This window comes from Streptomyces sp. NPDC096311 (assembly GCF_044763085.1).
Classification (GTDB): Bacteria; Actinomycetota; Actinomycetes; order Streptomycetales; family Streptomycetaceae; genus Streptomyces.
Window position 1 is genome coordinate 298,870 of sequence record NZ_JBIWFN010000014.1, and the last position, 13,735, is coordinate 312,604.

General features: G+C 69.7%; 11 protein-coding genes and 1 tRNA gene. 9 read left to right on the forward strand and 3 right to left on the reverse strand.

What is annotated here, in order from left to right; all coding sequences use genetic code 11:
• Window positions 1-6: 6 nt before the first annotated feature.
• Entirely contained in the window at window positions 7-687 is a 681-nt protein-coding gene (locus ACIRA5_RS33270; protein ID WP_403697131.1) for an AIM24 family protein, read from the forward strand.
• Between the two features lie 16 nt (window positions 688-703).
• Window positions 704-1,459, forward strand: a complete 756-nt coding sequence (locus ACIRA5_RS33275) for an AIM24 family protein (protein ID WP_060900241.1) — start codon at window positions 704-706, stop codon at window positions 1,457-1,459.
• Window positions 1,460-1,609: 150 nt separating this feature from the next.
• On the opposite strand, the gene ACIRA5_RS33280 is transcribed toward ACIRA5_RS33275, so the two are convergent.
• Together ACIRA5_RS33280 and ACIRA5_RS33285 are read right to left on the reverse strand one after the other, a co-directional pair.
• On the reverse strand, window positions 1,610-2,137 hold the full coding sequence (locus ACIRA5_RS33280) for an NUDIX hydrolase (protein WP_403697134.1): 528 nt from the start codon (window positions 2,135-2,137) through the stop codon (window positions 1,610-1,612).
• Window positions 2,134-3,576: a zinc-dependent metalloprotease gene (locus tag ACIRA5_RS33285; protein WP_403697137.1), complete on the reverse strand. Its 1,443-nt coding sequence runs from the start codon at window positions 3,574-3,576 to the stop codon at window positions 2,134-2,136. The genes ACIRA5_RS33280 and ACIRA5_RS33285 overlap by 4 nt, the downstream gene beginning before the upstream one ends.
• A gap of 191 nt (window positions 3,577-3,767) precedes the next feature.
• Here ACIRA5_RS33285 and ACIRA5_RS33290 point away from each other — a divergent pair, with 191 nt between their 5' ends.
• From ACIRA5_RS33290 to ACIRA5_RS33305, 4 genes are all read left to right on the forward strand, one after another.
• Complete coding sequence (locus ACIRA5_RS33290) at window positions 3,768-4,883, forward strand: SDR family oxidoreductase (protein ID WP_403697139.1); 1,116 nt, start codon at window positions 3,768-3,770, stop codon at window positions 4,881-4,883.
• A 586-nt stretch (window positions 4,884-5,469) separates the two neighbouring features.
• Window positions 5,470-5,931, forward strand: coding sequence for a molybdenum cofactor biosynthesis protein MoaE (locus ACIRA5_RS33295; protein WP_403697142.1), 462 nt, complete (start codon window positions 5,470-5,472; stop codon window positions 5,929-5,931).
• 150 nt (window positions 5,932-6,081) lie between these two features.
• Entirely contained in the window at window positions 6,082-6,288 is a 207-nt protein-coding gene (locus ACIRA5_RS33300) for a hypothetical protein (protein WP_403697258.1), read from the forward strand.
• 84 nt (window positions 6,289-6,372) lie between these two features.
• On the forward strand, window positions 6,373-7,470 hold the full coding sequence (locus ACIRA5_RS33305; protein WP_403697144.1) for a PDZ domain-containing protein: 1,098 nt from the start codon (window positions 6,373-6,375) through the stop codon (window positions 7,468-7,470).
• Between the two features lie 92 nt (window positions 7,471-7,562).
• Here the strand turns inward: ACIRA5_RS33305 and ACIRA5_RS33310 are convergent, their stop codons facing one another.
• Window positions 7,563-8,105: a PPA1309 family protein gene (locus ACIRA5_RS33310; protein WP_403697147.1), complete on the reverse strand. Its 543-nt coding sequence runs from the start codon at window positions 8,103-8,105 to the stop codon at window positions 7,563-7,565.
• Between the two features lie 163 nt (window positions 8,106-8,268).
• Between ACIRA5_RS33310 and ACIRA5_RS33315 the strand changes: the two genes are divergently transcribed.
• From ACIRA5_RS33315 to ACIRA5_RS33325, 3 genes are all read left to right on the forward strand, one after another.
• A complete protein-coding gene (locus tag ACIRA5_RS33315) occupies window positions 8,269-11,250 on the forward strand; it encodes a UPF0182 family protein (protein ID WP_403697246.1) in 2,982 nt (993 codons plus the stop codon).
• A gap of 144 nt (window positions 11,251-11,394) precedes the next feature.
• A tRNA-Met gene (locus ACIRA5_RS33320) sits at window positions 11,395-11,468 on the forward strand.
• Between the two features lie 265 nt (window positions 11,469-11,733).
• Window positions 11,734-13,557, forward strand: a complete 1,824-nt coding sequence (locus ACIRA5_RS33325; RefSeq protein WP_403697150.1) for a sel1 repeat family protein — start codon at window positions 11,734-11,736, stop codon at window positions 13,555-13,557.
• Window positions 13,558-13,735: the final 178 nt, after the last annotated feature.

The window sequence follows — 13,735 nt, forward strand, 5'->3', positions numbered from 1 at the left end:
TCCGTCATGAACCAGCCACTCGCGGGCTTCGCCCCGGCACCTGTCACCGCCCGCATGGAGAACCACGGCAACCACATGCTCAAGGTCGCCATGCAGACCGGAAACGACCTCTTCGCGCGCGTGGGCTCGATGGTCGCCTACGAAGGGTTCGTCCAGTACGAGCCCAACCCGCCCGCCGTACGCCAGATCGCGCGGGACTGGATGACCGGTGAGGGCGCGCCCCTCATGAAGTGCACCGGCGACGGCCTGCTCTACCTGGCCGACTACGGGGCGAACGTCGTCGTCATCAACCTCAACGGGGACGCGATCTCCGTCAACGCCACCAACCTGCTCGCCTTCGACGCCCATCTCCAGTGGGGCGTCGAGCGGGTGAAGGGGCTCGCCAAGTTCGCCGGACAGGGCCTGTGGAACACCAAGATCTCCGGTCAGGGCTGGGTCGCGCTGACCTCGCGCGGCAATCCGATCGTGGTCGACTGCGGCGGCGGTGAGGACGAGACGTACGTCGACCCGGACGCGCTCGTCGCCTGGTCCCCGAACCTCAAGGTGAAGGGCAAGCGCAGCTTCAAGGCGCAGTCGCTGATCGGACGCGGCAGCGGCGAGGCGTACCAGATGGCGTTCTCCGGACAGGGCATCGTCGTCGTCCAGCCCAGCGAGGACAGCACCGACCGCCTCCGGATCCGGGGCTGAGGGGGAGCACCACATCATGCAGAGCCCGCTTTTCGGCTACAACGAGCAGCAGACCCAGGAGCGCTACAGCCTCCAGAACTCGCAGATGCTGCGAGTCGTCATGGAGGGGCACGACGACATCCTGGCTCGCAAGGGCACCATGGTCGCGTACCAGGGGCTTGTGGAGTTCGACGCCGAGTACCAGAACAACAGCCAGCACCGCGCACGTGCGTACACCGGTGAAGGCCTCGACCTGATGCGGTGCCACGGGCAGGGAACGGTCTATCTGGCCAATCTCGCCCAGCACGTGCACGTGGTCGATGTGGAGCAGGACGGGCTGACCGTCGACAGCAGCTACGTCCTGGCGATGGACTCCTCGCTGCACCACGAGGTCATCGCCGTGGACAGCCAGTACGGCATCTCCGGCTCCGGCAAGTACCAGCTCAACATCACCGGCCGTGGCAAGGTCGCCCTGATGACCTCGGGCATGCCGCTGATGATGCAGGTCACGCCGGACAAGTACGTCAACTGTGATGCCGACGCGATCGTCGCCTGGTCCACCGGCCTGCGTGTCCAGATGCAGGCCCAGACGCACTCCTCCGGGGTGTGGCGGCGGCGGGGCAACACCGGTGAGGGCTGGGAGCTCAGCTTCCTGGGCCAGGGCTTCGCGCTCGTCCAGCCCAGCGAACTGCTGCCGCCGCAGAACGCGGTGATCGGCCAGGGGCTGCGCGCCCAGTACGGCATGGGGCAGCAGGGCGCCCGGGCGCAGAACCAGGGCAACGTCTGGAGCTGACCGGCCGATGGTCGGTTGATCGGCCGTACCCGAGGTCGGTTGATCGACCGCCGGTCAGTTGACCGGGTGACGGTCCGGGAAACGAACGTAAGGGGCGATCGCCATGGCGGTCGCCCCTTACACGTGCCCTGGGGCCGCGAGACACGTGCCTCAGGCCGCGAGCCGTTCGCGGGTTGCTTCCAGGAGCCGTACGACCGAGGCGTCCGCCACATCCGCGACCTCCTCGTAGAGGAACCAGCGCAGATCCAGGGACTCGTCGCTGATCGCCGCCACGGCCTCGGCCGGGGCGAGCGCGGCGTACTGGACGTCCAGATGCCAGTTGCACGGCGCCGGGATGGCGTGCCGGTCCAGGGTCACGGGGCCGCCCGGCAGCAGGACCAGACCCTCGATGCCCGACTCCTCGGTCGCCTCGCGCAGCGCGGCCGCCGCCAGCGTCGGATCGCCCGGCTCGCAGTGGCCGCCCATCTGCAGCCACATCCGCAGCTTGCGGTGCAGCGTCAGCAGGACGCGGCCGCCGACCGGGTCGATGACCAGGGCGCTGGCCGTGACATGCCCCGCCGTGCACGCCTTCCACATGCCGTCCGGATGCTCGGACAGATGGTCCAGATAGACCTGGCGCAGCTCTCCCTGGTCCTCGTACTGCTTCAGTACGAGGACGGCGTCGTCGTGAAGGGTCACTCGGTGCCGTCACCCTTGTCGTCGCCCTTGTCGTCGTCCGCGAGAGCGTCGTCCTTCTTCAGGTTCGTCTTCTCGGCGGAGCCGCTCGCCGCCTCGCCGAGCATCTTGTCGAGTTCGGAGAAGTCCAGCTGCTCACGGTGCACGAAGCCGTCCGGGTCGTCGAGGTCGGACGCGGTCGGCAGCATGTCCGGGTGGGCCCACAGGCCGTCGCGGCCGTCGACACCGCGCGCGTCGGTGAGCGAAGCCCACAGGCGCGAGGCGTCCCGCAGCCGGCGCGGGCGCAGCTCCAGGCCGATCAGCGTGGCGAACGTCTGCTCGGCGGGACCGCCCGTGGCGCGGCGTCGGCGCAGCGTCTCGCGCAGCGCGTCCGCGGAGGAAAGACGCGGCTTCGCGGCCGCGTGCACGACCGCGTCCACCCAGCCCTCCACGAGCGCGAGCGCCGTCTCCAGACGGGCCAGCGCGGCCTTCTGCTCCGGCGTGTCCTCCGGCTGGAACATGCCCTGCTGGAGGGCGTCCTGCAGCTGCTCGGGGTTCTGCGGGTCGAGCTGGCCGACCACGTCTTCCAGCTTGGCCGTGTCGACCTTGATCCCGCGCGCGTAACCCTCGACCGCGCCGAACAGGTGCGAGCGCAGCCACGGCACGTGCGAGAAGAGACGCTGGTGGGCGGACTCGCGCAGGGCGAGGTAGAGCCGCACCTCCTCCAGGGGGATGCCCAGGTCCTTGCCGAACGACGCGATGTTCAGCGGCAGCAGCGCGGCCTTGCCGGCCGGGCCGAGCGGCAGGCCGATGTCGGTGGAGCCGACGACCTCGCCCGCGAGCACGCCGACGGCCTGCCCGATCTGCGTACCGAACATGGCGCCGCCCATGGAGCGCATCATGCCGATGAGCGGGCCCGCCATGGCCTGCATCTCCTCCGGCAGGACATCGCCCATGGCCGCGCCGACGCGCTCGGCGACCGGGTCGACGAGCTCCTTCCACACCGGCAGGGTCGCCTCGACCCACTCCGCGCGGCTCCAGGCCACGGCGGAAGCGGCGCCGGAGGGCAGGGACGTCGCGTCGTCCAGCCACAAATCGGCCAGGCGTACGGCATCCTGAACCGCGGTGCGCTCGGCGGGACCGACGCTCGCGTCCTTGGTGCCGTCAGAAGTGCCCTGGGCGACCGTCTGGCGGGCGATCTGCTTGGCCATGTCCCAATTCACCGGGCCGCCCTCGTACGAGAGCATCTGGCCCAGCTGCTGGAACGCGGCACCCAGATCGTTGGGGTTCATGGAACCGAACATCGCTGCGAGCGGATTGTCGGCGCCGGGGCCGCCGGCTCCGGGCGGCCCGAAACCGAACGGTCCCTGTCCACCGCCGCTCTGCTGGTCCTTCTTCTTGCCCTCGTCGCCGTTCTCCGGCTCCTCCGGCGGAAGGCCGAATCCGAATGGGGTGTCACTCACGGGATTCCTCGGCTGGTAAGGCCGCCGGTTCGTTCCGACGGCGACTGCCCGACAACACCACCCAGCGTAGACACCCGAACCCGATCGGGCCTCGGTGCTTCGCCGACTCTTGGCCTGCGGCAGGATGGATGCCACCTGGTACGGACGCGTCACGCGTGTCCGTTACTGAAGACAACCGCTGGAGACGCCCGGTGAGTTCCCCAGATCCACAGGTTCGCGCAGCGCGAAACCACTCAACCAGCCCGCCCTTGCGCGGGCCCGTCGTCGCGGTCACCGGCGCCGCGTCCGGCGTGGGCGCGATGCTGACCGAGCGGCTCGCCGCCAGCGCGGAGATCAAGCAGGTCATCGCCATCGACGAGCGTCGCGGCGAGTGCGAGGGCGCCCAGTGGCAGATCCTCGACGTGCGGGACCCGGCGATCGCCGAGAAGCTGCGCGGCGCGGACGTCGTGGTGCATCTCGCGCTCGACCTCGACCTGGAGACGGACGCGGCGGCGCGCACGGCGTACAACGTCCGGGGGACGCAGACCGTGCTGACGGCCGCCGCCGCGGCCGGGGTGCACCGGGTCGTGCTGTGCACCTCCGCGATGGTCTACGGAGCGCTGCCCGACAACGAACTGCCCCTCTCCGAAGACGCCGAACTGCGGGCGACCGCCGAGGCCACGGGGGTCGGGGACCTGCTGGAGATCGAGCGGCTCGCCCGGCGGGCGCCGCGCGCGCATCCGGGGCTCAATGTCACCGTCGTACGGCCGGGGGTCCTGGTCGGTGGCGGTACCGACACCGCCCTGACCAGGTACTTCGAGTCTCCTCGACTCCTTGTGGTGGCGGGGTCGCGGCCTGCCTGGCAGTTCTGCCACGTCGAGGATCTGTGCAGTGCTCTGGAGTACGCCGTCCTGGAGAAGGTGGAGGGGGAGCTGGCCGTCGGGTGCGACGGGTGGCTGGAGCAGGAGGAGGTCGAGGAGCTCAGCGGGATTCGGCGGATGGAGTTGCCGTCCGCCGTCGCGCTGGGGGCTGCCGCGCGACTTCACCGGATTGGGCTCACTCCTTCGCCCGCCGGGGATCTGGCGTACACGATGTACCCCTGGGTGGTGAGTGGGAGCCGGATGCATGACGCCGGGTGGCGGCCGCAGTGGACCAACGAGGAGGTTCTCGCGGAGCTGCTGGAGGAGGTTGCCGGGCGGCACACCGTGGCTGGGCGGCGGCTGGGGCGGAAGGATGCGACGGCGGCGGGGGCCGCGGGGGCGACGGTTGCTCTTCTGGGTACGGCCGCGTTGGTTCGGCGGGCTCGGAAGGCTCGGCGGCGGATCTGAGTCTTTTTGGGGGGCGGGTGCGGGTGCGGGTGCGTCGTGGCTGGGGGCCGGTGTTCCGCCCCCGCCGCCCCTACCCGTCCCATCCCCCGAACCCCCGGCGGGGCTGCGCCCCTGGACCCCGGCGGGGCTGCGCCCCTGGACCCCGGCGGGGCTGCGCCCCTGGACCCCGGCGGGGCTGCGCCCCTGGACCCCCGGCGGGGCTGCGCCCCTGGACCCCGGCGGGGCTGCGCCCCTGGACCCCCGGCGGGGCTGCGCCCCTGGACCCCGGCGGGGCTGCGCCCCTGGACCCCCGGCGGGGCTCCGCCCCAGGACCTTGGCGGGGCTGCGCCCCTGGACCCCCGGTGAGAGTGCCCCCCCGGCATCTCGGCAGGTTCGTGCCCCCGCTGCCCCCGCTGCCCCCGCTGCCCCCGGGGCTTCGCCCCCGACCCCGGTTGTGGGCTGAAGGGGCTCGTCGTCGGATGGTGGACGGGGCGGGGTGGGTGGGGTGCTGGCTTGTTCGCCCTGTAGGAGGCTCCAAAAGGTCACGCGGGTGTGCGGGGTGAACGGCGTATTTCGTCGGTGCCGTGGGGTGCGGCACGATGGGGCCATGGCACCTACCTTTGAGCATCCGGGTGAGTTGGGGGCGCAGGATCCGATTCGGCTCTTGGCGATTCGGGACGAGCCGCTCTCCTTGGACGAGGTCTTCCGGGCCGTCGGGGACGACGCCGCCGGAGGGACCGCGCTCTTCGTGGGGACCGTGCGCAATCACGACGGGGGCGCCGACGTCGACGGGCTGGGGTATTCGTGTCACCCCAGCGCGGAGACCGAGATGCGGCGGATCGCCGAGAAGGTGGTCGCCGGGTATCCGGTGCGGGCGCTGGCCGCCGTGCACCGGGTCGGTGACCTGGCCGTCGGTGATCTCGCGGTGATCGTCGCCGTGTCGTGTCCGCACCGCGGTGAGGCCTTCGAGGCGTGTCGCAAGCTGATCGACGACCTCAAGCACGAGGTGCCCATCTGGAAGCACCAGAAGTTCTCCGACGGCACGGAGGAGTGGGTCGGAGCCTGTTGAGGGAGTCGGCCGGACGTGTGAGTCCGGCCTCACCGAGTTCTCACCCTTGCTGCGGTTGCGTAACCGACCCCCTGGTATGAGCGTTAACAAGGCGGATGGTTAATCTGCTGATCAGTCAGTTGCGGTCGCTCGTGGGGTTGGGAGGTCGGCATGGCGTCGCTCGCCTGGTTGCTGATTCCGCTTTTGGCTGCGATCGGTGCCGGACTGTGGGGCAGTTGGGCCAGCCGGAACCGCAAGACTGTGGGAGACGGCATCGAGCTCGAGGGGTACGCGCGCTTCCGCGCGGCCATGGAGCGCTCCGAGGCCGTCATGGTGCGGCCCGGTGCCGGGGAGAAGCCGCACCCCGACGCGGTCTGAGGCCAGGGCCCCGCAGAGGCCGCCCGGGCCCCGTACGGACGGCCCCGACAGTGTGCTGACAGCACCGTCCCGTACTGTCGTGGCATGCCACGCCGCACCGCGACGATGCTCGCCTCTACCTTGATCCTGATCGCGCTCCTGTGCGCGGGAGTGTTCATCAAAGTGCCGTACTCGGAGATGTCACCGGGGCCGACGGTGAACACACTGGGCGAGCACGACGGCGAGCCGGTGCTGCAGATCTCCGGACGCAAGACGTACCAGGCCACCGGGCACCTGAACATGACCACGGTCCGGGTCACCAGCGCCGACTACAACATGAACCTCGTAGAGGCCGTGTACGGGTGGCTCGCGCATGACAACAAGGTCGTGCCGCACGACACCCTCTACCCGGACGGCAAGACCGAGCAGCAGTCGACACAGGAGAACGCCGAGGAGTTCAGTCAGTCCCAGGAGAGCGCCAAGGTGGCCGCTCTGAAGGAGCTGGGCATCCCGGTGAAGTCCTGGGTGATCGTGTCGACCGTCGTCAAGGACTCCCCGGCCGAGGGCCGGCTGCACGCCGGTGACGTGATCAAGAGCGTCGACGGTACGGCCGTCAAGGCACCCGAGGACGTCGCCAAGCTGGTCACGAAGCACAAGCCCGGCGAGAAGGTCGTCTTCACGGTGGTGCCCGCCAAGGAGCAGGCCGCCGCCGAGAAGGCGGGCAAGACGGCCACCGCGACCACGGACGTGACCATCACCACGGCGAAGTCCAGCGACAGCGGCGCGTCCCGCGCCATCGTCGGCATCTCGGCCGGGACCGATCACACGTTCCCGTTCAGCATCGACATCAAGCTCGCCGACGTCGGCGGTCCGAGCGCCGGGCTGATGTTCGCGCTGGGCATCGTGGACAAGCTGACCCCCGGCGACCTCACCGGCGGCAAGTTCGTGGCCGGCACCGGCACCATCGACGACAGCGGAACCGTCGGTCCGATCGGCGGCATCGAGTTGAAGACGATCGGAGCGCGCGAGAAGGGCGCCCAGTACTTCCTGACGCCCAAGGACAACTGCGCGGCCGCCGCCAAGGACACCCCCAAGGGGCTCACCCTCGTCAAGGTCAACACCATCGACGACGCGATGAACGCCCTGAAGGACATCAGCTCCGGCAAGACCGCCGACCTGCCGAAGTGCACCACCAAGGGCTGAGGGACCGACCGGCGGCGGTACACATGGGCCGTACGGCGTGATGGGGCGCCCCCGGAAGTCCGGGGGTGCCCCCATCCGCGTACACCAGGACGTCAGTCCGCGAACGTCGCCGACAGCGCCTCCGCCAGGCCCGGCACCAGGCCCGCGCCCGTGAGGACCTCGGTCGGCGCGTCCTTCTCGCGCAGACGCAGTGCTGAGTCGCGGGTGCCGTCGCGCAGGACGCCGACCGTCATACGGACCTCCTGGCGGTCCGGGTGCTCGGCGACCCACTTCGCGAGCTTCTTGTCGCTCAGGCCCTCCGGGACGGAGGCCTCCGCGGACGGCGGCAGCATCAGCCGCTCCACGGTGAGCGCGCAGCCGACCACGGCGTCGGGCCAGGCGATGGTGCCGAGGAACTCGTCCAGCGGCTTGTCGGCAGGGATCTCGTCCTGCTCGATGGGGGTGAGACCGGTGGTCTCGGGCTCGTCCTGGAGGCCGAGCTGGGCCGCGAGACCGGGCTCCTGGGCCCGCAGTCGCGCGGTGTCTACGAGGGCGAAGAGGCGAGCGGGCTGGTCCCAGCCGAGGCTGGAGGCGTACTCGTCGATCTCGAGTACGGCCCGGGTGAGCGGGCTCGCTGCCATGGGAGTGTTGGACATGGTCACAATCCTGCCTCGTTCGTACCCGGATCCGGGAACCGAGTAAAGCGTGAGTAAGTTGCATAGATGAGGCTCCACGATCACGGAGCCTGACGGATGGTCCGCTTCACGGGGACCTGACGGATCAACAGCGAACTTCGAGGTGCGCACCTTGGCTTTCCAGATGCCGGACCGCGGCGGAGGCCCGACGGGGCCACGGATCAGAGTGGGCCGACCGTCCCGGCGGGTCCGGACCCTGCTCATGACACTGGGCGTGCTGGCCGTGCTGGCCATGGCGTTCGTCATGTTCGCGGGGTTCTGGACGGACTGGCTCTGGTACCGGTCGGTTCACTACTCGTCCGTTTTCACGACGACCCTGTGGACCAAGATCGGGCTGTTCTTCGTCTTCGGCCTGATCATGGCGGCCTCGGTCGGCGTGAACATCTGGCTGGCACATCGGCTGCGACCGCCGCTGAGCGCGATGTCGATGGAGCAGCAGAGCCTCGACCGGTATCGGATGGGGATCGCGCCCTACAAGAGGTGGCTGCTGCTCGGCATCACCTCCCTGGTGGGGCTGATCGCCGGCGCGTCGGCGTCGGGCCAGTGGCGTACATGGCTGATGTGGGTGAACGGGGTCCCCTTCCACCAGAAGGACCCCCAGTTCCACCTCGACGTCTCCTTCTATGCCTTCGACCTGCCCTGGTACCGGTTCCTGCTCGGCTTCGGCTTCGCCGCCGCCGTGCTCTCGCTGATCGCCGCCGCGCTCACGCACTACCTCTACGGAGGGCTCAGGATCACCTCCCCGGGGGCGCGCGCCACGGCCGCGGCGACCGGGCACCTGTCGGTGCTGCTGGGCATCTTCGTCGCCCTGAAGGCGGTCGCCTACTGGCTCGACCGCTACGGACTCGCCGTGAAGTCCAGCGACTTCAAGGCGACCGGCAACTGGACGGGTCTCAGGTACGTCGACGCCAACGCGTATCTGCCCGCCAAGACGATCCTGTTCTGCATCGCCGTCATCTGCGCGCTGCTGTTCTTCGCCACCCTGTGGCGGCGCACCTGGCAGCTGCCCGTCATCGGCTTCGGCCTGATGGTGCTCTCGGCGATCCTCATCGGCGGTCTCTACCCGGCCATCGTGCAGAAGTTCCAGGTCCAGCCGAACGAGCAGGCCAAGGAAGCGCCGTACGTCGAGAAGAACCTGAAGGCGACCCGCGAGGCCTACGGCATCGACGGAACCCAGGTCTCGGAGTACGCGGGCAAGAGCGACACCAAGGACAAGACCAAGCAGCGCGACGACGCCGACACCACGGCGAGCATCCGTCTGCTGGACCCGAACATCGTCTCGCCGACGTTCCAGCAGTTGCAGCAGATGAAGAACTACTACGCGTTCCCGACCAACCTGGACGTCGACCGGTACAGCAAGGACGGCAAGGACCAGGACACGGTCATCGGGCTGCGCGAGCTGAACCTGAACGGCATTCCGAAGAACAACTGGATCAACGACCACTTCCGCTACACGCACGGATACGGCGTGGTGGCCGCCAAGGGCACCACGGCGACCTCCGGTGGCCGGCCCGTCTTCACCGAGTCCGACCTGCCGTCCAACGGCGACCTGGGGACGTACGAGCAGCGGGTCTACTACGGCGAGAAGACCTCGCAGTACTCGATCGTCGGCGGTCCCCAGAAGGAGATCGACTACTCCGACGACAGCGGTGAGAAGACCACCAGCTACCAGGGCAAGAGCGGGGTCAGCCTCTCCAGCCCGATCAACCGTGCCGCGTACGCCGTGGCGTTCGGCGAGCCGCAGATCCTCTACTCGGGTGCGATCGGCGAGGGTTCCCGGATCCTCTACAACCGAACCCCCAAGGACCGCGTCGAGGCGGTGGCCCCCTGGCTGACCATCGACGGCGACGCCTACCCGGCCGTGGTCGACGGCAAGATCCAGTGGATCGTCGACGCCTACACCACGACCAACGGCTACCCGTACGCCTCCCGCACCACCCTCGGTGACACGACGGCGGACTCGCTCACCGCGACCAACAACCAGCGCGCGGTGGTGGCCCAGCAGAACCAGGTCAACTACATCCGCAACTCGGTGAAGGCGACCGTCGACGCGTACACCGGTGAGGTCAAGCTCTACCAGTGGGACACCAAGGACCCGGTCCTCAAGACCTGGATGAAGGCGTTCCCGAACACGGTGGAGCCGAAGACGGCCATCTCGCAGTCGCTCATGGACCATCTGCGGTACCCGCAGGACCTGTTCAAGGTCCAGCGCGAGCTGCTCACCCGCTACCACGTGAAGGACGCGCAGACGTTCCTCAGCGGCAGCGAGGTGTGGCAGGTCCCCGACGAGCCGACCAACAAGTCGGGCGACGCGGTGCCGCCGTACTACCTGAGCATGAAGATGCCCGACCAGTCGGCGCAGGCGTTCTCTCTGACGACGACCTTCACGCCCAACGGCCGGGACAACCTCAGCGCGTTCATGGCGGTCGACTCCGAGGCGGGCACGCCCGACTACGGCAAGATCAGAATCCTGAAACTGCCGACCAGCGAACCCGTCGACGGGCCCAAACAGGTCCAGAGCCAGTTCAACTCCCAACAGGACATCGCCGAGTCGATCAGACTTCTGAAGGGCGGGGACTCGGAGGTCGAGTACGGCAATCTGCTGACGGTTCCGCTCGACGGAGGACTGCTCTACGTGGAGCCCGTCTACGTACGCGGTGGCGACCTCAAGTACCCCTTGTTGCGCAAGGTGTTGGTGACCTACGGAGGCAACACCGCCTTCGAGGACACGCTCGACCAGGCGCTCAACAAGATCTTCGGGACGGACAGTACGACCAGTCCGCCGGCCGGCACGGGGACCACCCCACCGCCGACGTCGAGCAACCCGACGGTCCAGCAGGCGCTCACCGACGCCCAGAAGGCCTTCGACGAGGGCCAGGACGCCCTCAAGAAGGGCGACTGGACGGCGTACGGGCAGGCGCAGAAGGATCTTCAGGACGCGCTGAAGCGGGCCGAGGACGCTCAGGCCAAGGCCGACAAGAGCGCCACCGGTGGCAGCGGCAGCAGCAAGAGCAACGACAAGGGCAGCAGCCCGAGCAGTAGTCCGAGCCCGAGTGGCAGCAGCAGTCCGAGCCCCAGCGGCAGTCCCAGCGGCGGTACGACCTAGGGCGGCAGTACGGGCCAGGGCGCCGACCGGTCCGTCGGGCCGGTCGGCGGCTGGTCCGGTTCTTGGCTCAGCCGCTGGTCAGAGGCAGCCTCCGCTGCTGGTCAGAGGCCCCCTCCGCGCCGTGGTACGGTTGCAACACAACGGCGCGGGGTGGAGCAGCTCGGTAGCTCGCTGGGCTCATAACCCAGAGGTCGCAGGTTCAAATCCTGTCCCCGCTACTGAAAAGCGAAGGCCCGGATCCTCACAGGATCCGGGCCTTCGCTGTGTGCGCACACGTGTACTGCACCCGTATGACGACCTGAGTAGGACGCGTGCGCGGGGTGCGTGCGGCGACCATGGGCGACGCGCCGAAGGCTGCGCCATCCGTGGGGAGTTGGGAAAACTGTGTTTGACTTGTCTCTCTGTGGGCATGTCGACAAAACGCTGAAGTGACCTCACTGACTGCGGTATACCAGGTGTACCCGGGTTGCAGGTGGTGCGACGATGGACGTTATGGGGGACAAGGCAACTCTGTTGGATACAGGGCGTTTTGCGCAGCCTTCAGACCGGGACGAAACCGGCGAGGCTGCCGAGGAGGCACGTCAGCGGCTCGCCGCCGAGGCCGGCGACGTCGAGGCGATGAGTGTCCTCGGAGCGATGCTGCTGCGCCGTGGCGATCTCGACGGAGCCGAGCCTCAGTTGCGCGCTGCCACCGCCGCCGGTGACCGTGCCGCCGCCAACAACCTTGGTGTCCTCCTGCATCAGCGCGGGTACGCCGACGACGCCGCCGGGTGGTGGCGGATCGCCGCCGTCGCGGGGTCCGCGGCCGCCGCGCACGCGCTCGGGCGCTATCACCGGGAGCGGGGGGACGAGCCTGCCGCCGAGTACTGGCTGCGCCAGTCCGCCGAGCAGGGGCATGCCCTCGGGGCGTACGCGCTCGCCGATCTCCTGGAGCACCGCAGTGACGTCGGCGCGGAGCAGTGGATGCGGGCGGCCGCTGAGCGGGGGCACCGCGAGGCGGCGTACCGGCTCGCGCGCACGCTCGACCGCAAGGCCGCGGACGCGGGCGAGGGCAGGGGCGACAACGGTGTCATGGGGGTCATAGGAGCCGCCGGTGAAGAGGCCGAGCAGTGGTACCGGCAGGCCGCCGCGCGCGGGCACCGGCGGGCCGCGCTGCACCTCGGGGCGATCCTGGAGAAGCGGGGGCACCTCAAGGAGGCGGGGCGCTGGTATCTGACGTCCGCCAAGGACGGAGAGGCGCGGGCAGCCTGCGCGCTCGGATTCCTGCTGCGGGACGCGGGGGACACGCAGAGCGCGGCCGTGTGGTGGCTGCGGGCGGCGCAGGACGGGGACGGGAACGCCGCGAACGCGCTGGGGGCGCTGCACGCCGAGCGCGGTGAGACGCAGACCGCGGAGCGGTGGTACCGGGCCGCCATGGACGCCGGTGATGTGAACGGCGCGTACAACCTCGGGCTGCTCTGCGCCGAGCAGGGGCGGACCGCGCAGGCCGAGCAGTGGTACCGGCGGGCCGCGTACGCGGGGCACCGTGAGGCCGCGAACGCGCTGGCGATCCTGTTGCTTCAGGTCGGGGACTCGGCCGGGGCCGAGCCGTGGTTCTCCAAGGCCGCGGAGGCCGGGAGTGTGGACGCCGCGTTCAATCTCGGGATCCTGCATGCCGGGCGGGGGAGTGAGGACGACGAGGAGGCGGCGCTGCGGTGGTACGAGCGGGCGGCTTCCGCCGGGCACACCGAGGCGGCGCTGCAGGTCGGGATCGCGCGGCTGCGGGACGGGGACGAGCTGGAGGCGGAGCGGCATCTGAGGTGTGCGGCGGGGGGCGGTAGCGCGGAGGCCGCGTACCGGCTGGCCGCCGTGCTCGACGCTCGGCGGCCGCCGGCGCCCGCGCATGAGCTCGGGGAGCCGACGCAGGAGAAGAGTGAGTGCGAGGAGTGGTACGAGCGGGCGGCATCCCTGGGGCATCGGCGGGCGCAGGTGCGGGTCGGGATGCTCGCCGCGGCGCGGGGTGATGTGGTGGAGGCGGCTCGGTGGTACCGATCGGCCGCGGAGGCCGGGTCTCGGAACGGGGCCTTCAATCTGGGGCTGCTGTTGGCTCGGGAGGGGAGTGAGCCGGAGGCCGCGTTGTGGTGGACCCGGGCGGCGGATGCGGGGCATGGGCGGGCGGCGCTTCGGCTTGCGCTCGTGTATGCGCGGCGGGGGGAGTTGGCGGAGGGGCAGCGGTGGGCTGATCGGGCGGTTGCGCTGGGGCCGGCGGAGGTGGCTGAGCGGGCGGCTCGGTTGCGGGATGCGTTGCGGCAGGAGTTGTCTGCGTGAGGTTGTGGCGGTGGGTGGGGCTGAGCTCGGGTTGCCCTCGCCCCCGCCGCCCCTACCCGACCCATCCCCGGGGCTCCCGCCCTCGTACCCGTGGGTTCCCGTCCCGCCCCCCCCCGTGGGTGCTGCTCTTCTCCTCGTATCCCGGGGGGCGACCTGGAGCTTCCCTCGCCCCTGTTCA